We start from the raw sequence: 21,162 nt of genomic DNA on the forward strand, positions 1-21,162 counted from the left end.
CATCTCATTTAAGATGCTTCCTCTTTTACGTTTTTATTTACTAGCCTTCTGAAATAAGAATGCAGTTTTATCTTCTTCTTTTACAATACCTTGTTTTAATGCTAATTCTCCTGCAACTTTAGGCGCTAACCATAGCATTGGGAATAACAAAATTGATACCGGAACTGCCGTCACTACGATAAACGATTGTAGCGCATTAATACTTCCTTCACCCATATATAAAAGAATTGCTGCAACTGCTCCCATAATAAGCGACCAAAAAATTCGCAAACTAATTCTAGGATCTCCGTCTCCAGTCACTGCCATTGAAATGGAATACGCCATTGAATCTCCTGTTGTCACTACAAATAAAATTGTTAATAAAAGAAATGCTGGTCCAATAATATTAGAAAGTGGCAGTTGCCCTGTAATTGCAATCATAGCTGCCGGCATACCAGATTCACTTAATGCGTCCGAGATAGACCCAGGATTCATTAACTCATAAAACACACCTGATCCACCTAATATAGTAAACCAAAACGTTGTAATAATAGGTGCGATAATTCCAATTGCAACGATGATTTCTCGAATCGTTCTCCCTCTTGAAATTCGACTCACTAAAATTGCCATCATTGGTCCGTATCCAATAAACCATCCCCAGAAAAAGATTGTCCAAGATCCTAACCAACTTGTATCACCACGGTATGTGCTCATCGGTATAAACTCACTTACATAAAATCCAAACGAAGAAACAAACGAATCAATAATAAATCCACCTGGCCCAAATAGTAATATGAATGCCATTAATAAAATTGCCAATCTAACATTTAAATTACTTATAATTTGAATCCCTTTATCAATACCTGTTACTGCCGATATGGTAGACACGGCCACTACACAAACAATAATTGCTAATTGAGTAGTAAACACATCAGAAATTCCAAATAATTCTTGTAATCCATAACTTGCTTGCAAACCTAAAAATCCAATTGGGCCAATTGTACCTGCAGCTACTGCAATAATTGCAGCTGCATCAATTATCGTTCCAAGCAGGCTCTTTCTTAATTTTTCCCCAAAAATAGGATATAAAAGCGTTCGAGGTTTTAGCGGCATACCTTTATGATAATGTCCATACATCATAACTACCGCACTAATTGTGCCTAAAATCGTCCATGCTAAAAATCCCCAATGCATATAACTTTGTGCTAAAGCAGGCATGACTGCTTCTTTCGTTCCAGCAGATATACCATCATGTATTGGTGGCACCGTCATCAAATGGTACATTGGCTCTGCTGCTGCCCAAAAAACGCCACCTCCGGCAAGTAATGTAGACATAATAATAGCAAGCCATTTTGCCGTACTAATCTCAGGTTTTTCTAATCCCCCAAGTTTAACTCTCCCATATTTCGAGAACGCCATACACATTGCAACAACAAATGTACCTAATAATAAAACTTGCCAGAATGCACCGAAATATTTAATTGAAAAAGCGAAACTGTTATTAATCGTACTCTCTACATAATCCTTGTTCAAAAAAACTGCAATTACAAATAATAAAAGTGAACCACCACTAATAATAAATACAGGCCAATCAGTTTTTCGACTCTTCATCCTCATTTATACTTCCTCCTTCCTCAGCAATCTAAAAAAACAACTTTATTATGTTTTATTGTTTAAACCCAAAACACAATAATTATATATGCATAACATTTTATCGACTTCCCACATACTTATGTTGTCCCTAAAAATATGCCAAATCCCTTATTAAAAAGAAAAAATCTCTTTCTCTTACATAAAAAAGCAAAACAAAAGACCTTATATTTCTATAAGGTCTTCGAAACAGAAATTTGATTATAACATAAGGAACTCCTTGGTTCAAAAAGCCTCTTCCAAAAATAACCGAGAGTAAAGGCTTCCATTTGCTACATAACAGTAATTAAAAAAAATTATATTTTGCAAAAAAACCTACACTAAATATTATTTATGAAAGAAATTCGGCTTCAAAATTTCATTGGGATACGGTTTATGATAAATGTGAGTGGTAGCTGGAGATAATGGTGGAATAAGCCACACCCAATTACCTGTTACAACTCGACCACAAGCAGCTTCTTGCTTCTCAAATTGCTGAAATTGTTGTGCAGCAGTATGGTGGTCAACGATACTAACTCCTTGTTTTTTAAAGGAGTGTAGTACGGCAATATTCAACTCGATTAGCGCCTTATCTTTCCATAACGTACCGTTTCTCGATGTATCTAAATCCATCATCTCCGCAACAGCCGGAAGTAAATTATAACGATCATGATCCGCTAAGTTGCGCGCCCCAATTTCTGTTCCCATATACCATCCATTGAACGGAGCAGCTGTATAAGAAATACCACCAATTTCTAAGCACATATCTGAAATCATTGGAACCCCATACCATTTTGCTCCAAGTGATGAAATAGGATATTCTGGGTGTTCAATCGGCACTTCTTTTACTTCTTCTCTCGGAATTTCTTTATATGTAGGCACCTTCCCGTTTATAGAAAACACAAGTGGCAATACATCGAAATTCGTACCTTCTCCTTTCCAGCCAAGCTCCTTACAAAAGTCCGTAAATGTAGCGGAATGAGAGTCACCAATCACTCCCATTTCTGTTTTATATCCTGCATATCGAATCAATTGGTGATTATAAATTCGTATATTATTTTCCTCACCTTGATATTGCTTAAAAATCGTAATGGTTGGTTTAACTTTCCCGTCGTTCGTTGCATATTTAATATGATGAATTAATGCATTATATACACCCTCTTCATCATTTACTTCGCGCGCATCTAATATGTGCATCTTACTCCAAAATAGTCTCCCAATACATCTATTACTGTTACGCCATGCCATTCGTGAACCATGAACAAGTTCTTCAAATGTATGCTCATATGTCCCTGTCTTCTCTACCTCAATTTGAATTTCTTTTATACGTTCTTCTATCAATTGTTCTTTATGAAGCTCCTTATAACAAATCGTAATAAAATTACTTGCTTCCTCTATTAATTGTTTCGTTTTACTCATAAACAATCTCCTTCTATTTCAACAAAACCCTGCTACTTTACAGTATAAGCAAAAAGGATAGGAGTCACAAATGAAAGTGAGAGTGTTACTTTTATTGTAATATTTTTCAGAAAATTAATAAACTTACTATTGACTTATATGAAAAACGGGTGTATTTTTGACTCAGGTAAAGTATTTTTACCTAGACCAACTTTTTAGATAGAAAGGAGGTAATGTTGTGTCTTCATTTCAATTGCCAAAGCTTTCATATGACTATGATGAACTAGAGCCACATATCGATAGCAATACACTTTCCATTCATCATGGAAAGCACCATGCGACATACGTAAACAATTTAAATGCTACTTTAGAAAATTATACTGAATTACATAATAAATCTTTAGAAGAATTGCTATGTAATTTAGATGCTTTACCGAAGGAAATTGTTACAGCTGTACGAAATAACGGTGGTGGTCACTATTGTCATAGTCTTTTTTGGGAAGTGATGAGCCCACGAGGTGGCGGTGAGCCTAATGGAGACGTTGCAAAAGTAATTGATTATTATTTCAATACCTTTGACAACTTAAAAGATCAACTTTCCAAAGCAGCTATTAGTCGTTTTGGAAGTGGCTATGGATGGCTTGTTCTTGACGGTGAGGAACTCTCTGTTATGAGTACACCAAATCAAGATACGCCTTTGCAAGAAGGGAAAATCCCCTTACTCGTAATTGATGTATGGGAACATGCTTATTATTTAAAGTATCAAAATCGGCGCCCCGAGTTTGTTACCAACTGGTGGCATACAGTAAACTGGGACCAAGTAAACGAGAAGTATTTACAAGCAATTCAATTGCAAAAACATTAGTCGTACGTATAAGGTAAATTTGGTAATGTAAAATCAGTATTGTCGAAATCCTCCAGAATCCCCCGGATTGCCACCGGGGGATTTATGATTACTTCATTGTATTTATATAATGTTTTAAAACATTTTTTATTTCTATTTTCAGCTCTCGGAACAAAAATCCGAATTCACGAGCCTTTCCATTATGTAACGTACAGTTAGTTACCTCATTATAAGGAGCTATATTTTCCCCAGCTTCCTGGATAAGTGCTTTTATTCCCGTCTTCTCTTCTATGAAATGAATAATTTCTTCCATAGAAACTCCCCCGTTACTACAGGCATTAATTGGTCCTTTCACATTTTCCATTCCGCACCAAGCTAGAAACTCTCCTGCCTCTTTTTCATGTATAAATGACAAAGTTCCATCTACATGATCCACAACGATAGGTTTTTGGTTCACAACACATTCAACGTAAAATTGTAACCTTTTCGTATAATCATTTTCTCCAATAACAACTGGAAAACGCACTGTAACGACTGGGAATGTTGCATATTGAAATAAAACCGCTTCGGCTAATCGCTTTCCTTCACTATAATTAAAATCATTCCTATCTCCATATGTAATTGCATATTCGTATGGATTAAAGTCCTCTTCTAACAAGCTTAATGCAGGTTCATAGACAGCCATTGAAGATGTCATAATATACTTCTTCGTTTTTCCTTTTAAAACTTCACATACCATTTTCGCTGCATTTGAACTATAGCATAAATTATCGTATACAATATCATAACTTTTTCCTTCTAGACGCTCTTCTAGTAGTTTTCCATCTTCTCTATCGACAATTATTCTTTTTACTGCGTTACCAAAAGAATCTTCAGTAACTCCCCTCGTGGCAATTGTTACATCGTGTCCAGCTTGCAAAAGGTACTCTACTAAATGTTTACCAAAAAATCTTGTTCCTCCTAGCACCAACACTTTCTTCAATTTCATCATCCCCATTTTTGCAATTTATAAAATACTACTTCTTTTATTATAAAAGGCTACTATATAAAAAAGCATGAAATCAGTTTAACGATTCCATGCTTTTATGCAGATAATATATTAACGGACTCTATATTTAAAAATACAATAACAAAAGTACAAAATAGAAATTACTGATACATAAACCCATAGTTCATATACAAATCCCTCTCCCCACACTCCCATAAAATAAAATAGTGAAGGTAAAGTCAATGTTACCCATGATTGTACGAAGGCGATTCTTCCGAGATATTGATTAATATTCTTTTTTTGTGTATTTAGCACAAAGAATAAGTACCAAAGTAATGCCCACATAAACCATGTTAACGCATTAACAACATCATGAAATTGAACAAATGAAACAACCATATAGAATAAGGCTATAATTGCTACCCAAATACAAAACCATCCTAGACCACTACTATCCATTCCCTTTATAAAAGTAACACCTACATATAAATAGGTTAATCCAAATAAGAAAGTAGCCGCATATGAATACACTGTCCAATTGCTTTGGTCAGAAATCATGATCAAATAAAACGGAATAATAATTTGTAGTGCACCCACAAATAAATTAAAAACACCCGCACTTTTCATCTCTGCTTTCCCTAATATAACAAAACTATTTAAAAATAAAGCTGCCCCTGAAAGTAATAATCCTACATAACCCATATATATTCGTGTGAAAATCTTTACCTTTCACACTTTTAACCTCCCCACACTATAAAGTGATACTTATATTATTTTTCTTCCCATTTAAAACTACATACATAATTTTTCATCCGGATAAGTCAGACCTCCTACTTCAAAAAAGGAGCGAACTTAAAACGCTTTCAATAATAAATAATCCTATCAAAACATGAACTAGGATGCCTTGATTATAAACGGACTCTAGCGATGATACAAGTGTTGGAATACATTTCAATAATACGCTTTCAATTCCCATAAAAAATGAATAAAATAATACATTCCTCTATCTCATTCTACTACCTTCTAGCATAAGATATTGTAAAATCATATCATTTTAAGAAAGGTTTGATATTTATGCCTCTTCATTATCCAAATCATTCTGTTTTTCACTCTACAGGTGTGTTAACAAGAGAGCCTGCAACTATTTCAGCAGTCATAAACATTGTAAATTTAGATGCATATTACGCTCACTATGTAAATATAGAAGTGTGGGATTGGTCTAATTATTCTAATCCTGTAAAGTTACCTGTATTAATTGGTGAAAATACAGAAGTAGAATTCCCATATGTTTTACAAGGCAATCATCTCGCAGTCTTTTATGCTAATTTAGATGAGACTATTGATTTGTATGAAATACGTATTTCTTATCCCGCTCACTCCAATATTATTGCAAATTGTTTCGGACGAAGTCTCCCACCATATACAAGTCAAGAGGGAAACACAGTATATCACAAACAACTTGTTCGAATTCATTAATTCCTCCTATTATGTAATAGGTGGTGGTCCGTAATACATTCTTTCTTATGAGAAAATTGTATTACGGACCTAAAGCGCGATAGTACCCCTTAACAGTTTTTGATTGTTTCAAATCCTCAATTTTGTATAAGGAATAGGCTTGAATCAAAACCTTTAATTTCTTTTAATAAATTTACATATGCTTGTTGAAATTGCTCTTGTGTTGCTGGCTGATCATAAAGTAAAGCCTTAATCAGTTGGGGTTTTACAGGCAGTTGATCCCTCATCTATATCCTTTCCGATAATTTTCCTTATTTATAACAATACCTTTACTGACATTGAAAATATCGATTCCTACACGTTTTGCCAGTCAAATATTCCTATAAAACAGCGAACGTTCTTTTCTAGGTTAGGTAATAAACTTAATAGAAAATGAATATAAAAAATGACCTCTTGCTTTTATGCAAAGGTCATTTTTTTATTCATCATTAAACTTCTAAATAGCCATTTTTATTATTTGATTGCCATTTCCAAGAATCTGCACACATCTCTTCTAATCCGCGTATTGCCTCCCAGCCTAATTCACGCTTTGCTTTCGATGCATCAGCAAAACATACTGCCACATCACCTGGGCGACGCTCTGTAATTTTATAAGGAACTTTCTTGCCCGAAACTTTTTCAAATGCTTCAACCATCTCTAGTACACTATAGCCCATGCCTGTGCCCAGGTTATAAGCATCTACTCCTGTTGTACTCAGTACTTTCTCAAGCGCCTTTACGTGACCATTTGCTAAGTCCACAACATGGATGTAATCACGGACTCCTGTTCCATCTTTCGTTGGATAGTCATTTCCGAATACACTTAATTCTTTTAACTTACCTACTGCTACTTGCGTTACATATGGCATTAAGTTATTTGGGATTCCATTTGGATCTTCTCCGATACGCCCACTTTCGTGTGCACCAAATGGATTGAAATAGCGAAGTAATGCGATACTCCATTCTGCATCTGCAAATGCTACATCACGCATAATTTGCTCAATCATTAATTTCGTTTGACCATATGGATTTGTTGCACTTAATGGAAACTCCTCCGTAATCGGTGACGTTTCCGGGATACCATATACAGTTGCAGATGAACTAAAGATCATCTTCTTTACATTATGTTTCTGCATTACTTCACATAGCACTAACGTGCTTGTAATGTTGTTGTGATAATATGTTAATGGAATCGCTACTGACTCCCCTACAGCTTTAAATCCTGCAAAGTGAATAACTGCTTCAATTACATTTTCTTCAAAAATTGCGTCAAGCGCTTCGCGATTTAAAACATCTTCTTTATAAAACTTAAATTGTTTTCCTGTTATTTCTTTCACTCGATTTATGGATTCTACCGAGCTATTCGAAAGATTATCCACTACTATAACTTCGTAACCGCTATTTAGTAATTCTACACATGTATGACTACCAATATATCCTGCTCCACCTGTTACAAGTATTGCCATAATTATAGTCCTCCATATTTCATTCATTATAAACTTCTCAAAGTATATCACATATTTCTTATCCTATGTTTAACATGCGAACACAGAAACTTACATTTTATCCCATAATAATTTTATAACATATACGATTCTAATCAGGTAATAAAAAACGCCACATAATAAAAATTATGTGGCGTTTTTTTATTGAATTACGTAACAATATACACTTAGAAAATGCGCAAGACTACCTAATAATACAAAAACATGAAAAATTTCATGATGTCCCATATATTTAAACTCTAGCCATTTTGGCTTTGTGCCATAAATAAATCCACCAATTGTATAAAAAATGCCCCCAAGTACTAAGAAAACAATACCTCCTGTACTTAAATTCTCAGCTAACGGTGCAAAGAACAAAACAATTAACCAACCCATCGTAATATAAATTGCTGTCGATAACCATCTTGGACAATTAAACCAAAACATTTTAAACACAATACCACAAATCGCAGTTGCATAGACTAAACAAAATAATAGCAAACCACTTACTGAATTTAATGTAATTAAGCAAAAGGGTGCATATGTACCTGCAATTAATATAAAAATCATAGAATGATCTAGCTTCCTAAAGAAGTAAATAACACGTTCATTGGCCACAACACTATGATACACAGCTGACGCCGTATAAAGGACCATCATTCCAATACCAAACAAAATAACAGCTGTAATTGCAGCAAATGATGGCATCTTAATAGAAACTTTCACAAGCATGGCTAATAAGGCAATAAATGATAATATCGCTCCACCTAAGTGAGTAAATGCGTTAACTGGTTCCCTTACATAAGTATTCATAATAACACCCCTCATATAATTACATGTAGTTTTAATAACTACATGTAATTATATACACATTTCTTTTTGAGGTCAACATTTACAATTCATTTGTTTCGTAATACCATATTTAAAGATATATTAAACATTAAGTTCCACTAAGTTATAAAAGTGAGGGATTCTACGTGGAAAATATAAATGAATTACTTGAGACATTACATTTAGAAAAAAATATTAAACTTGAGGATATTCCAAATGTTGACTTATATGTAGACCAAGTTGTCCAACTATTTGAGAATACTTATGCAGATACAACGAGAACTGATGATGAAAAAGTATTAACAAAAACAATGATTAATAATTACGCAAAAGGAAAACTATTCATCCCTATCAAAAATAAAAAGTATTCAAAAGAGCATATGATTTTAATTAGCCTAATTTACCAATTAAAAGGAGCTCTCTCCATTAACGACATAAAAAGTTCATTAGAAAATATAAATGACTCCTTATTAAACGATGATTCATTTGAATTAAATGCGGTATATAAAAATTATCTTGCTCTTACTGAAAGCAATGTCGAAAGCTTTAAACAAGACGTAAATAAACGTGTTACAGAAGTAAATGAGATTTCTTCCTTAGAAGATACAAAGCTAGAAAAATTTCTACTACTAACATCCTTCGTGACTATGAGTAATATGTATAGACGTTTAGCAGAGCAACTAGTTGATGATTTGAAAAAATCATAAATAAAAAACTATCCACCTATTTGAAGTGGATAGTTTTTTATTTACTTAATTGCCTCATGAACTTTTAATTGTTTCCCTTTAATCGTTGTAGTCTTCATGACTTTCAAGACAAGTGGTCCTTTTCCATTTAATATTTCAACGTAAGAAACGTTATCTTGTATCGTAATAATACCTATATCTTCTGCTGTAACACCTTTAATTTTAGCAATTGTACCGACGAAATCTACCGCTCTAATTTTCTTTTTCTTCCCGCCATTAAAGTACAGCTTCATAATGCCTTTGTTTATGTCCGCATTTTTATCTTTCTTTATAATTGGTTTAGCATGTATCTTTTCTTCAAATGCAGCTTTCTCTTTCATAACTTCTTCTTTTGAAGGTCCAATTGCCTTTGGAATTTCAAAACCAATATACTCCTCAATCTCTTCTAAAAATCTATTTTCATATGGTGTTATAAATGTAATAGCTTTTCCACTATTTCCAGCTCGTCCCGTTCTTCCAGTACGATGTACATAGCTTTCTTTTTCAAGTGGAATATCATAATTAATAACATGTGTAATATTATCAATATCAATTCCTCTCGCAGCCACGTCTGTTGCTACTAAATAACGGAACTTCCCTTTTCTAAAATCATCCATGACTTCAAAACGATCTTCTTGTAACATACCACCATGTATTTTGTCGCAAGGATAATTAGCTCGTTTTAACTGTCTATATACATGATCTACATTTTCTTGTGTACGGCAGAAAATAATACAACTATCAGGATTCTCAATCGTTGTTACATCTTTAAGTAGTGAAAGCTTCTCGTCTTCTATTACCTCAAAAAGAGTATGTACAATTTTATCCGTTGTAATCCCAGCTGCTTTAATTTCAATATGAGTTGGTGAATTCATATATGTACGAGACAATTTTTCAACATCTTCTGGGAGTGTTGCTGAAAATAACATTGTCATTCTTTTTGTAGGTAATTCATCAATAATTGCCTCTACTTGATCGATAAAGCCCATATTTAACATCTCATCTGCTTCATCAATAACTAAATACTTCAAACACTCTAAAGAAAGGGTACCCTTTTCAATATGATCCAACACACGACCAGGAGTCCCAACTACAATATGTGTCTTTTGCTTTAACTCTAATTTTTGACGTGCAAATGGAGATTTCCCATAAACTGCCGCAGCCTTAATCCTTTTGAATCGACCTATATTTGTAATATCTTCTTTTACCTGCACCGCAAGCTCTCTCGTTGGTGTTAAAACTAATGCTTGTGGTTTATTCTCTTCCCACTCCACCATTTCACAAAGTGGAATACCAAATGAAGCTGTTTTTCCACTTCCAGTCTGAGACTTCACAACAAGATCCTTCTTTTGTAATGCGACTGGAATAACCTCACCTTGTACTTCTGTTGGATGATCATATCCTAACCCAGTAAGTGCCCTTACAATTTCCTTACTTAATTTATAATCAGAAAAACTTTTTTTACTCATATATTAACCTCATTTTATTATGTATTATTTTCTTTTTTATCTTTTGTATACGTTACTATCACCCTACTTATTATACTTGAAACCTTACATAAAAAGGTGGTTCATGCCAGATTCATCTTTTTATATAGAAATAAACCTTATCATTTCATATATTGTTCAACTAATTGATAACATCTTTTGCTCGTATTGTTAGCATTAACCCTTTTATAGTATCCTCCATCCCACTCCAAAAAATAAAAAGAATACATACAACCTTTTATAATTGTCTCAATTTTTCAACCCTTACCATAAACGAACAATATAAATAAAAATACATTTTAAATTCGTTTTTAACGTTATTTTTTAGATATAAAATCTACTTTTTCAAAAAACGTTAAGAAATCCTTTGACTTCTTAATAAAAATAATGTAAATTATCCTATGGACGAACATTTTTGATTAATAAAAATAAAATATTCGTATTTTAGGGGTGTAAATGATGGAAAACGTATTCGACTATGAAGATATTCAATTAATTCCTGCAAAATGTATTGTAAATAGCCGCTCTGAATGTGATACAACTGTCACTTTAGGAAAACATAAATTTAAATTACCTGTCGTGCCTGCAAATATGCAAACGATTATTGATGAAAGAATCGCAACTTATTTAGCTGAAAACAATTACTTCTATATCATGCATCGTTTCCAACCAGAGAAACGAATCTCATTCATTAGAGATATGCAATCACGTGGATTAATCGCTTCTATCAGCGTTGGTGTAAAAGAGGACGAATATGAATTCGTACAACAATTAGCTGCTGAGCAACTTACACCTGAATATATCACGATTGATATCGCACACGGTCATTCTAATGCTGTGATCAACATGATTCAACATATTAAAAAACATTTACCAGAGAGCTTCGTTATCGCTGGAAACGTTGGAACTCCAGAAGCGGTAAGAGAATTAGAAAATGCTGGTGCTGATGCAACAAAAGTTGGTATTGGACCTGGTAAAGTTTGTATTACTAAAATTAAAACAGGTTTCGGAACTGGTGGTTGGCAGCTAGCTGCACTTCGCTGGTGTGCGAAAGCTGCAAGTAAGCCAATTATCGCTGATGGTGGTATTCGTACACACGGCGACGTAGCTAAATCTATTCGATTTGGGGCAACTATGGTCATGATCGGTTCTCTATTCGCTGGTCACGAAGAGTCTCCAGGGGAAACAATTGAAAGAGATGGCAAACTTTATAAAGAATACTTCGGTTCTGCTTCTGAATTCCAAAAGGGTGAGAAGAAAAACGTTGAAGGTAAGAAAATGTTCGTTGAGCATAAAGGTTCTTTAGAAGATACGTTAATCGAAATGGAACAAGATCTTCAATCTTCTATCTCTTACGCTGGTGGAACAAAATTAGATGCTATTCGTACTGTAGATTATGTTGTCGTGAAAAACTCGATTTTCAACGGCGATAAAGTATATTAATCCTTAAATTTAAAAAGAAGGACAAGCATAGAAGTGCTTGTCCTTCTTTTTCATATATAAAAATATAAAATATTTTTATTTTACTGAATTTTCTAGTATCATGTTTTTAGATAGTCTTAATAAGGAGGAGATACGACTTGAAAAATGTAATGGAAAATCGCCTTAATCGCGCAGAGGTGCCTGCTGAACTAACATGGGATTTATCCGATTTGTATAATTCTGATGCCGAATGGCATACCGCATTAAACGTATTAGAAAATGATATACAGAAACTTGATACATTTAAAGGACGTTTACATACTAACTCCACAACTTTATTAAATTGCCTACTTTTAGAAGAAGAGCTTTTAATGACGTTAACAAAACTGTACTCATATGCAAATTTAAAAGAATCTACTGATCGTACAAATCCAGTTATTCAAGCGAACTCTTCCAAAATCTCTGCTTTATGGACGAAAGTACATACTGCACTATCCTTTATCCATAATGAAATTCTCTCACTTGAAGAAGGAACAATTGAAAAATATTTAACCGAAGAAACAAAACTTGAACCTTTCCGTAAATCGTTACTAGAAATACTACAAAAAAGGCAGCACACTCTCTCTCCTGAAACAGAAGAAGCACTTGCTGCACTTGGCGAAGTTCATAGTTCTCCATACAAAATTTACGGCATGACTAAATTAGCCGATATGGATTTCACTTCTATACAAGACGAACAAGGAAACGAACTTCCTGTTTCATTCTCATTATTTGAAAGCAAATATGAATTTTCTTCAAGCACATATATACGTCGAAAAGCATATTCATCATTTGTTTCCACACTAAAACGATATAAAAATACAATTGCCACAACATATGCTACTGAAGTAAAAAAACAAGTAACACTTTCTCATTTACGTAAATATGAATCCGTTACCCATATGCTATTAGAACCACAAAGAGTTCCACTTGAAATGTATAACAACCAACTTGATATTATTTATAAAGAATTAGCACCTCATATGCGCCGTTTTGCAGATTTAAAAAAGAAAGTATTAGGACTCGATCAAATGCTTTTCTGCGACTTACATGCACCTTTAGATCCTGAATTTAATCCAACTATTACTTATGAAGAAGCAGGCATGCTCATTCAAGATTCTTTAAAAGTATTAGGCGATGAATATAGTTCCATAATTGAAAAAGGATTCAAAGAAAGATGGGTAGATCTTGCAGATAACGTAGGCAAATCAACAGGGGCATTTTGTTCAAGTCCATACGGCTCTCATCCTTATATTTTAATTACATGGCAAAATACGATGCGTGGATGCTTCACATTAGCGCATGAATTTGGACATGCCGGTCATTTTTATTTTGCAAATAACAACCAGCGCATTATGAATGTACGCCCATCTATGTACTTTGTTGAAGCACCATCAACTATGAATGAATTACTATTAGCTCAGCATTTACTAGCGACTACTGACGATAAGAGAATGCGCAGATGGGTCATTCTACAACTACTCGGCACATATTATCACAACTTTGTTACTCATTTACTTGAGGGTGAATATCAACGTAGAGTATATGCTCTAGCAGAAGAAGGACAGGCCCTTACAGCTACAACTTTAACTGAAATTAAAACAAATGTCCTTTCGACATTCTGGGGAGATTCTGTAGAAATCGATGAAGGTGCGGGCTTAACTTGGATGCGTCAGCCTCATTATTATATGGGTCTATATTCTTACACATATTCCGCAGGCCTCACTGCATCTACTGCAGTAGCTCAAATGATTAAAGAGGAAGGACAACCTGCTATTGATCGCTGGTTAGATGTGCTTCGCGCTGGTGGTACAATGAAACCACTTGAACTAATGAAACATGCCGGAGTAGATATGTCAAAACCAGATGCAATCCGTAAAGCCGTTTCTTACGTTGGCTCATTAATTGATGAATTAGAGCATTCTTATCAAGGATAAAAAATAAGCCCTCGCTTTATGAGGGCTTATTTCATATTTATTTTCCAAACCTTTTGCGATATCCACATTTCCTGCAAAGCTCTTCAACTGCAACTCTTTTCGAAAATCCATCGACAATATTTGTTGCTCTTTCACCTTCTATAATGTTAGAAAATGAATCATTATTAATATTCCCAAGGTTAATAATCCCTTCACCATCTAAACAGCAAGGAATAACTGTTCCATTCGCTAAAATACCCGCTTGATTACGAAGTCCATGACAGAATCCTTTCCCATCATCCTCTTCTTCATGTAATGCTGGCCACTGGAATTCATAGTCTTGATTAATAAAGACACGTTCTGCAATTTTTATACCTTTTCCTGGTGTAAGCTTCTCTTCAATTTGATAAGATAGATCAAATTCATTTTCAATTATGGATAATAACTCTCTATTTTTCTGGATTTCAGCATTTGTTTTATTATCCTGAGTTAAATTCCATAACCTTAACGATACAATTAAATCTGATTGACTCGTTGCTTCCCTAATGAAGGAAAGTATACTCCTTACATAGCCCTCTTTATCTTGCGAACCTGGGTGTCCATCAAAACTATGCAGTGAAAAATTCATTTGTCTTAACGCAGGCTTATTTAACAGTCTATGCCTTCTCTTATTAATTAACGTTCCGTTCGTTGTAATATTAACTTTAAACCCTTTTTCATGGCTTAAGTCTAATAGTTGATCTATTTTTGGATGGAGCAACGGCTCACCCTTCACGTGCAAATAAATGTAGTCTGTGTGAGGTTTAATTTGGTCTAATCTTTTAGAAAAATCCTCTACAGAAATGAATTGCTTCTGCCTTTCCGTCGGCGGACAAAAGCTACACGCAAGATTACACACACTCGTAATCTCCAAGTAAAACTTCTTAAACTTCTTCACCTTTAATTCCTCACTTCTCTAACTACTTATACTTTTTCCTCTTCATATTACAGCATATTTTTATGGAAATAGAAACATACTTATTTTAGGAAATCTACATACCATCTAATAATGTTTAAAAGACCATCGGTAATTTTTGTCCAATGGTCTTTCCCACTATTAATTATCTTTAACCTCTTTTACATACTCCCATGTTTCACCTTGATTTTTTGATTGATAAAGTATACTACTATTACCATTGTAGTCTCCATCTGCTCCTTGCCCTACTAGCATGTTAAAAACTCCATCCTTCTCATAAGGCAGATTAGGAAAATCAAACGGATTTATTACCTGTCCACTTTCTAGTTTCACTTCATAATTTGTATAGCTCAACTTTTTAAAAGTTATACCACCATCATCTGTACGGTATAACCCCCCTTCATTTCCAGAGGGTCTGGCTACCCTTAAAAATCCGAGCTTTTCATTAAAAAAGATGATTCCTGATGCACTACCGACCGCTTCATTGAAAGGGTCTTCATTTATAACTCCCCATGTTTCCCCTCCATCAATTGTCTTGCTTAGTGAATAAAAGGTGCTCCCTAATGCTTTATCTGTGACATCTAGTTTATAACCAACTTCTTTTGAAAAGTAGAATTGCTCATTATTATTAGTTAAATCCTTCTTTTTCTTTTTAGAACTACTTTCCTTACTCCAATTTGGGTCACCTAGTAAATTATATCTAGCAGGTACTACCTCTTTCTCTTTTCCAGGGATAAATATAGATACCGTATATCCAATTATTTCGGACTTTGCTTCTTCAAGCTTCTCTAATTTCCCATCTTTATTAATATTAATAATTCCTTCTCTGTTGTAACCCCAGTTCCTTTTCCCATAATAGACCAGCCCATACTTATCTTCATTCCACTTACTTACAGTTTGTTTAACTGGAATGGCTTGAACTGTTTTAATTAAAGGTTTTACTAATTTATCTTCATTATAATCAGCGTTAACATACCCATTTAATCCTACAAAAATATCTTTTGATTTATTTTTATTATAAGATATTAAGTAGCTTTCCTCTTTTCCAGCAGCATTTTTCCCATAAAGAAAAGTATCAAATGATGTAATTGTTCCATCTGATTTAAATTCCAAAGTAAAATCATCCGACATATATAACTTCTTTGGCAAAGTATATTTCTTATTTATATCTTCAAAAATGCCCTCTACACCATACTTATATATATTATCACGCTCAAGTTTAACTGATCTTTCGTTTTTTACGCTTTCTATAAACCATGCTAGTTTACCGCCATAATTCGTTGCACTTTTATAAATTTTTATCCCATAAAAAGACGTTATAAGGATAAGAATTATAACAGAAATGTATTTCCATCCCTTTACATTTAATAATTTGGATGATTCGCGTTCCCTATTTTTCACAATTTTAATTGTAGTAAATATAATAATAAGTATTAGAAATACTATAGATAATAACCAAATATAAATATTATTATTCATTCTCCCATACATACATAATAAAGCTAATTCATAACAAAAAATCCAGTATACGATTATTACTAATGGATTTTTTATTAATGATACCAATATTTTTTTCATATCTTCCTTAAATATGTTAATCCCCCCCTAAGTACATCTAATACTTCTTTTTTCCTATATTGAGTATACTTGATTTCACCAGGCACTTGCATACCCCACTTCATTACATATCGGTTAAATCTAAAATAATAAAATGCGTATAAAAAAGCACTCTATCTTGTAAAGATAAGTGCTTTTTTCTTGATTATATTTTTTATTCAATATACAGCCAATAATACTTCATGTTAATACACGAGGCATGATTAATTTCGGATCAATATTTATGATACAGTTCACCGTAACTAATATAAATAAGGTTATTTTTTATTATTTTTATAATTAAATTTAACGAAAAAGGTAGTGCCCTCCGACCCTGTTTGAATTTCTATTTTTGCATTATGGCGGGCAGCAATAGCATAACATACACCTAACCCCAACCCAGTTCCATTATCTTTGGTCGTGTAAAATGGCGTACCCAGTTTCTCCAATACTTCAGGCCTGATACCTTTTCCTTGATCCCGCACTGCAAGCACCACACAATTTTGACCTTCCTTGTAGGTGCTAATGGTTAGAACCTTCCCTGTATTCATCGCTTCTAAGCCATTACGATATAGATTCATTAATAATTGCCGTATCTCATTACGATTTAAAAGTAATTCCGGAATGTCATTTGTATCGACTTGAATATATTTATTTTGATTATACGTATCAATCTTTATTAAAGGAATAATATCGCGGATAATTGAATTTAAATCTAACATCTGCAAATCCAATTTCCTTGTATTACCCATTGAGAGAAATTCAGTAATAATAGAATTGGCACGGTTAAGTTCTTCAATCATTAAATGAAAGTACTTATTATGTTTCTCATAGGTATTCTCTTCTTTTAATAACTGCAAAAATCCTAGTACCGTTGTCATTGGATTTCTAATTTCATGGCTGATACCTGCTGCCATTTGCCCTATTAAATCAATGTTAGATAATCTTTTCAATTCCTGTTCATATTTCTTTTTTTCCGTTATGTTTTTAAAAATACAACAAATACCATCATCATACGGGTATGCAATAACTTCGTGCCAATATTCATCTGCAGTAGAAAAAAATTCGAAATGAACTGTAGTTCGATCTGACATCGCACGATGAAATTCCTTATACATAACTGTGTCGATGTCACTCGGGAAAACATCCCATATATTCTTTCCTAATACATCTTTTGCTGTTTTTCTTTGCGGAAAATATTGATACTTATTTACGTACGTAAATTTCCATTTATTATTTAAAGTAAAGAATCCATCCGTAATACATTCAATCACACTTGTAACTTTTTCATTAGCAGCAGCTAGCTCTCCCGTTCGCTCTTCCACTATGCTTTCTAGTTGATCCATATATAACACATTTGAAAACGTAGGGGCTGTGGCATCAACGATAGATTTTGCTAGTTGAATTTGAGAATTATCGTAATTGTGAGCTTTTCCTTCTTTGCCAACGACGATTACCCCTAATACTTCTCCCATTGAAACCAATGGAATCATCAATAGATCCTTACTATCTATATTTTTTGTTCGAAGAACCTCTTGGATCTTGGCTTCATAGCTTTTCTCTGTCCAATCCGCTTCTGTCCAATCACAGCCCTTACTTAATTTCGTTGTTTTAATCGTTGTTTTGTCTAGCGGATCTAGAAGATGGACAGCCATATTTTTACTCTCTAAAATCTGTTTTAAGTAAAAAAAGCATTTATCAAAACTCTCCTGTATCGAGGAACACATTGATAAATCACGTGTAACATTTAGTAACAACTGCTTCTCAGCAATAAGGTTTTCCTTTTGTGTTAAATTATTGGCGTTTTGAATTGCCACCGCAGCCATATTTACATAAGCTTCAACACTTTGAATTTCTGAATCTGTTAAGTTCATCGGAATTCCATAATCAAATAAAAAAACCAGACCAAATAACTCTTGCCTAAATGAGATAGGCAGAGCTAATAAGGACTTAATTTTAAACGCATCAACTGGTATCGGATCTGGTCGATGATCCTTTGAGGTATCAGGAATATAGATGGTTTTTTTCGTTTCAATAACTTCTTTTGCCAGTAAGTCTATTTCAGGATCAATTACCTGAGTATCAAGCGTTACGCCATTTATAGTCTCTGGTTTTCCTGCAAACCCTCTAAATGTTCCATCTTCCTGGGGTAAATAAATTCCAACAGCATCACAACTAACAATCTCCTCTGATATCGCCATTGTTACACGCTGCAATACTTCACGTAGTTCTAATTTCGTATTTATTATTTTTGTTATATTCGCGAGCCTAGAATATCTCGTCTGATCACTTACCATTCACATAGCCTCCAGTTATAGGCATAATAAAATAAATATGATAATATCGGTGTCTTACCTTTATTTTACATAGAATATCTTACTTATGGTACGGTTCTCCACGATTAATCCGAAACGCTCTATACACTTGCTCAAGCAACACTAATCGCATTAATTGGTGTGGTAACGTCATCTTTGAAAAAGAAAGTGATTCGTTTGAACGCTTCATCACTTCTGAACTTAGTCCGAGTGATCCACCAATTACAAATGCGACTTTACTCTTTCCGTATGTAGCAAGGCGATCTAGACTTACCGCAAATTCTTCTGATGACTTTTGCTTTCCTTCTATAGCTAATGCAATCACATGCGTGTCATCAGAAATTTTATCCAGTATACGTATACCTTCTTTTTCCTTTACAATTAACATTTCTGCTTCACTTAAATTTTCTGGCGCCTTTTCATCGGGCAATTCAATTACTTCTACTTTTGCGTATGCTGATAATCGTTTTAAGTATTCTGCTATACCTTGTTTCAAATATTTTTCTTTTAATTTCCCAATTGAAATAATCGAGATATTCACACGTATCATCCACCTTACAAACATGTTATCCACAAAACTTATCCACATATCCACAAACACTACCCACATATTGTGTGAGAATCTGTGTTCGATACAACATATGTCGCCTCATTTTGACAAAATTCACATGTTTTTTTCTCTTTTTCTGAGTTATCCACATTGTTGATAACCGGCGCAACTTCACACTCATCCACAATAATATCTAACGCTAATTCAACATGTTCTAAACAACAAGGTAAATTCATTTTCTTCACCTCACTTTTCTACAATAGAAAACAGGAGGTAGGCCCTCCTGTTTTTAATACTTTTGAATGCCTAATTTCACTGTTGTTGTTACTCTTTTTGTACCACGATAAAACGTAAGAGTCATTTTATCATTAATTTCCTTATCATATAAGGCCGTGCGGAATCCAATAATATCGCGAATCGGTTTTCCATCTACTGCCACAATAACATCATGTTCTCTTAAACCAGCATCTGCGCCTGGCGAAGGACTTTTCACATCCAAAATACAAACTCCTTCTGTTACAGTACCTGGTAAATGTAATGTTTTTGACCAATAATAGTTTGGAATTTCATTTAATGACCTAAGTTCAATCCCAACATACGGCCTTCTTACTTTTCCATACTTCTCAAGTTCATTCATAATCGGAACAGCCCTAGTCACCGGAATAGCAAGTCCGATTCCTTCTACTTCTTTTGCAGCAATTTTCATTGAATTAATACCAATTAATTGTCCTGCTGCATTTACAAGCGCACCGCCACTATTCCCCGGATTAATCGCCGCATCCGTTTGTAACACTTCTACTTGCCAATCATAGTGTCCATCTTGATCTAAATCTACAGGGACAATACGTTCATTAGCTGAAATAATACCTTGTGTAACAGTTCCAGAGAATTGCAGTCCGAGTGGATTTCCAATCGCAATGACTGGCTCTCCTCTGCGAACAGTATTAGAATCGCCGATTTCAATTATTTTTTTCACATGCTTTGCATCTATTTCTAATACAGCTAAATCTGTGACTACATCGGTTCCTAATACTTTTCCAGGAACCTTCTTACCGTCACTTAAACTTACTTCAATACGATTCGCTCCAGCTACAACATGATTATTCGTTACAATATAAGCTTGACCATTTGTCTTTTTATAAATTACTCCTGATCCTGTACCAGCCTCTGAATCTGCCTCTGAAAAGTTATCTCGTTGAATGTTAATAACGCCCACAACAGCTTCGGATGCACGGTCAACAGCATCTACAAAGCTAATCTGTTTAATTCCTTGAGCTTCGGCCATATTACTTCCGCTTGCTTCAGCTTGCGGAAGCGTATCAGCAGAATTTGAAAATAAAGGAGCTCCAAACGCAAATAAAGAAGCTCCTACAATTGTTCCCGCTATACTAGAAAGAACTATACCTTTATGCTTCTTTTTCCCTGCACGTTTCATACGATAATTTTCTTCATCAATAAAGGACATATTTGTTCACCCATCTTCCTGAAAACAACTATATTCACCTTTATT

General features: G+C 34.1%; 19 protein-coding genes. 5 read left to right on the forward strand and 14 right to left on the reverse strand.

Translation table 11 applies throughout. The annotated features are described in order from the left end of the window. Positions 1-33 precede the first annotated feature (33 nt). Together MHI26_RS27980 and MHI26_RS27985 are read right to left on the reverse strand one after the other, a co-directional pair. Positions 34-1,596, reverse strand: a complete 1,563-nt coding sequence (locus MHI26_RS27980) for a BCCT family transporter (RefSeq protein ID WP_061667941.1) — start codon at positions 1,594-1,596, stop codon at positions 34-36. A 360-nt stretch (positions 1,597-1,956) separates the two neighbouring features. Next, the gene (locus MHI26_RS27985; protein WP_000047629.1) at positions 1,957-3,027 is read right to left on the reverse strand and encodes a nitric oxide synthase oxygenase; all 1,071 of its coding nucleotides are present in this window, start codon (positions 3,025-3,027) and stop codon (positions 1,957-1,959) included. Positions 3,028-3,244: 217 nt separating this feature from the next. On the opposite strand from MHI26_RS27985, the gene sodA reads away from it, so the two are divergent. Next, positions 3,245-3,871: a superoxide dismutase [Mn] gene (gene sodA / locus MHI26_RS27990; RefSeq protein WP_061667942.1), complete on the forward strand. Its 627-nt coding sequence runs from the start codon at positions 3,245-3,247 to the stop codon at positions 3,869-3,871. An 88-nt stretch (positions 3,872-3,959) separates the two neighbouring features. Here the strand turns inward: sodA and MHI26_RS27995 are convergent, their stop codons facing one another. Together MHI26_RS27995 and MHI26_RS28000 are read right to left on the reverse strand one after the other, a co-directional pair. Then, a complete protein-coding gene (locus MHI26_RS27995) occupies positions 3,960-4,847 on the reverse strand; it encodes an NAD-dependent epimerase/dehydratase family protein (RefSeq protein WP_061667943.1) in 888 nt (295 codons plus the stop codon). A 102-nt stretch (positions 4,848-4,949) separates the two neighbouring features. Further along, positions 4,950-5,540 (reverse strand): AmiS/UreI family transporter, encoded by a 591-nt coding sequence (locus MHI26_RS28000; RefSeq protein WP_061667944.1) that lies wholly within the window; start codon positions 5,538-5,540, stop codon positions 4,950-4,952. Positions 5,541-5,912: 372 nt separating this feature from the next. Between MHI26_RS28000 and MHI26_RS28005 the strand changes: the two genes are divergently transcribed. After that, entirely contained in the window at positions 5,913-6,314 is a 402-nt protein-coding gene (locus MHI26_RS28005; protein WP_001128271.1) for a hypothetical protein, read from the forward strand. A 116-nt stretch (positions 6,315-6,430) separates the two neighbouring features. Here MHI26_RS28005 and MHI26_RS28010 read toward each other — a convergent pair whose 3' ends face one another. The 3 genes from MHI26_RS28010 to trhA all read right to left on the reverse strand — a co-directional run bounded on the left by MHI26_RS28010 (position 6,431) and on the right by trhA (position 8,629). Then, positions 6,431-6,580 carry a hypothetical protein gene (locus MHI26_RS28010; RefSeq protein ID WP_170959329.1) on the reverse strand — a complete coding sequence of 50 codons (150 nt, stop codon included), beginning with the start codon at positions 6,578-6,580 and terminating at the stop codon, positions 6,431-6,433. Between the two features lie 201 nt (positions 6,581-6,781). Then, entirely contained in the window at positions 6,782-7,798 is a 1,017-nt protein-coding gene (galE, locus tag MHI26_RS28015) for a UDP-glucose 4-epimerase GalE (protein ID WP_086407104.1), read from the reverse strand. Between the two features lie 180 nt (positions 7,799-7,978). Further along, positions 7,979-8,629 carry a PAQR family membrane homeostasis protein TrhA gene (gene trhA / locus MHI26_RS28020; protein WP_061667718.1) on the reverse strand — a complete coding sequence of 217 codons (651 nt, stop codon included), beginning with the start codon at positions 8,627-8,629 and terminating at the stop codon, positions 7,979-7,981. A 164-nt stretch (positions 8,630-8,793) separates the two neighbouring features. Between trhA and MHI26_RS28025 the strand changes: the two genes are divergently transcribed. Then, positions 8,794-9,354 (forward strand): DUF1836 domain-containing protein, encoded by a 561-nt coding sequence (locus MHI26_RS28025; RefSeq protein ID WP_000427876.1) that lies wholly within the window; start codon positions 8,794-8,796, stop codon positions 9,352-9,354. 41 nt (positions 9,355-9,395) lie between these two features. On the opposite strand, the gene MHI26_RS28030 is transcribed toward MHI26_RS28025, so the two are convergent. Beyond that, positions 9,396-10,841 (reverse strand): DEAD/DEAH box helicase, encoded by a 1,446-nt coding sequence (locus tag MHI26_RS28030; RefSeq protein ID WP_061667717.1) that lies wholly within the window; start codon positions 10,839-10,841, stop codon positions 9,396-9,398. A gap of 477 nt (positions 10,842-11,318) precedes the next feature. Between MHI26_RS28030 and guaC the strand changes: the two genes are divergently transcribed. Both guaC and pepF read left to right on the forward strand, forming a co-directional pair. Further along, a complete protein-coding gene (gene guaC, locus MHI26_RS28035) occupies positions 11,319-12,302 on the forward strand; it encodes a GMP reductase (protein ID WP_000432447.1) in 984 nt (327 codons plus the stop codon). A gap of 137 nt (positions 12,303-12,439) precedes the next feature. Beyond that, positions 12,440-14,257 carry an oligoendopeptidase F gene (gene pepF / locus MHI26_RS28040; RefSeq protein ID WP_061667716.1) on the forward strand — a complete coding sequence of 606 codons (1,818 nt, stop codon included), beginning with the start codon at positions 12,440-12,442 and terminating at the stop codon, positions 14,255-14,257. A gap of 37 nt (positions 14,258-14,294) precedes the next feature. Here the strand turns inward: pepF and MHI26_RS28045 are convergent, their stop codons facing one another. From MHI26_RS28045 to MHI26_RS28070, 6 genes are all read right to left on the reverse strand, one after another. Next, the gene (locus MHI26_RS28045; RefSeq protein ID WP_042972880.1) at positions 14,295-15,173 is read right to left on the reverse strand and encodes a radical SAM/SPASM domain-containing protein; all 879 of its coding nucleotides are present in this window, start codon (positions 15,171-15,173) and stop codon (positions 14,295-14,297) included. A 159-nt stretch (positions 15,174-15,332) separates the two neighbouring features. Further along, positions 15,333-16,769 carry a WD40/YVTN/BNR-like repeat-containing protein gene (locus MHI26_RS28050; protein WP_061667715.1) on the reverse strand — a complete coding sequence of 479 codons (1,437 nt, stop codon included), beginning with the start codon at positions 16,767-16,769 and terminating at the stop codon, positions 15,333-15,335. A 296-nt stretch (positions 16,770-17,065) separates the two neighbouring features. Beyond that, positions 17,066-19,084 carry a GAF domain-containing sensor histidine kinase gene (locus MHI26_RS28055; RefSeq protein ID WP_000253128.1) on the reverse strand — a complete coding sequence of 673 codons (2,019 nt, stop codon included), beginning with the start codon at positions 19,082-19,084 and terminating at the stop codon, positions 17,066-17,068. Positions 19,085-19,163: 79 nt separating this feature from the next. Continuing rightward, complete coding sequence (rlmH, locus tag MHI26_RS28060; RefSeq protein ID WP_001027003.1) at positions 19,164-19,643, reverse strand: 23S rRNA (pseudouridine(1915)-N(3))-methyltransferase RlmH; 480 nt, start codon at positions 19,641-19,643, stop codon at positions 19,164-19,166. 59 nt (positions 19,644-19,702) lie between these two features. Continuing rightward, positions 19,703-19,888 (reverse strand): CxxH/CxxC protein, encoded by a 186-nt coding sequence (locus MHI26_RS28065; protein WP_001052827.1) that lies wholly within the window; start codon positions 19,886-19,888, stop codon positions 19,703-19,705. Between the two features lie 53 nt (positions 19,889-19,941). Beyond that, positions 19,942-21,117 (reverse strand): S1C family serine protease, encoded by a 1,176-nt coding sequence (locus MHI26_RS28070; RefSeq protein ID WP_000008032.1) that lies wholly within the window; start codon positions 21,115-21,117, stop codon positions 19,942-19,944. Positions 21,118-21,162 lie beyond the last annotated feature (45 nt).

The organism is Bacillus sp. FSL K6-1218, from assembly GCF_038006445.1.
Taxonomy (GTDB): domain Bacteria; phylum Bacillota; class Bacilli; order Bacillales; family Bacillaceae_G; genus Bacillus_A; species Bacillus_A thuringiensis_S.

Bases quoted from the DNA above. Each gene is read 5' to 3' on its own strand.
- MHI26_RS28005 (WP_001128271.1), top strand. From the start codon at position 5,913: ATGCCTCTTCATTATCCAAATCATTCTGTTTTTCACTCTACAGGTGTG.
- MHI26_RS28050 (WP_061667715.1), bottom strand. From the start codon at position 16,769: ATGAAAAAAATATTGGTATCATTAATAAAAAATCCATTAGTAATAATC.
- MHI26_RS27985 (WP_000047629.1), bottom strand. From the start codon at position 3,027: ATGAGTAAAACGAAACAATTAATAGAGGAAGCAAGTAATTTTATTACG.
- guaC (WP_000432447.1), top strand. From the start codon at position 11,319: ATGGAAAACGTATTCGACTATGAAGATATTCAATTAATTCCTGCAAAA.
- MHI26_RS28030 (WP_061667717.1), bottom strand. From the start codon at position 10,841: ATGAGTAAAAAAAGTTTTTCTGATTATAAATTAAGTAAGGAAATTGTA.
- MHI26_RS28010 (WP_170959329.1), bottom strand. From the start codon at position 6,580: ATGAGGGATCAACTGCCTGTAAAACCCCAACTGATTAAGGCTTTACTT.
- MHI26_RS28000 (WP_061667944.1), bottom strand. From the start codon at position 5,540: ATGGGTTATGTAGGATTATTACTTTCAGGGGCAGCTTTATTTTTAAAT.
- MHI26_RS27995 (WP_061667943.1), bottom strand. From the start codon at position 4,847: ATGGGGATGATGAAATTGAAGAAAGTGTTGGTGCTAGGAGGAACAAGA.
- MHI26_RS28055 (WP_000253128.1), bottom strand. From the start codon at position 19,084: ATGGTAAGTGATCAGACGAGATATTCTAGGCTCGCGAATATAACAAAA.
- galE (WP_086407104.1), bottom strand. From the start codon at position 7,798: ATGGCAATACTTGTAACAGGTGGAGCAGGATATATTGGTAGTCATACA.
- MHI26_RS28065 (WP_001052827.1), bottom strand. From the start codon at position 19,888: ATGAATTTACCTTGTTGTTTAGAACATGTTGAATTAGCGTTAGATATT.
- MHI26_RS28070 (WP_000008032.1), bottom strand. From the start codon at position 21,117: ATGTCCTTTATTGATGAAGAAAATTATCGTATGAAACGTGCAGGGAAA.
- trhA (WP_061667718.1), bottom strand. From the start codon at position 8,629: ATGAATACTTATGTAAGGGAACCAGTTAACGCATTTACTCACTTAGGT.
- MHI26_RS27980 (WP_061667941.1), bottom strand. From the start codon at position 1,596: ATGAGGATGAAGAGTCGAAAAACTGATTGGCCTGTATTTATTATTAGT.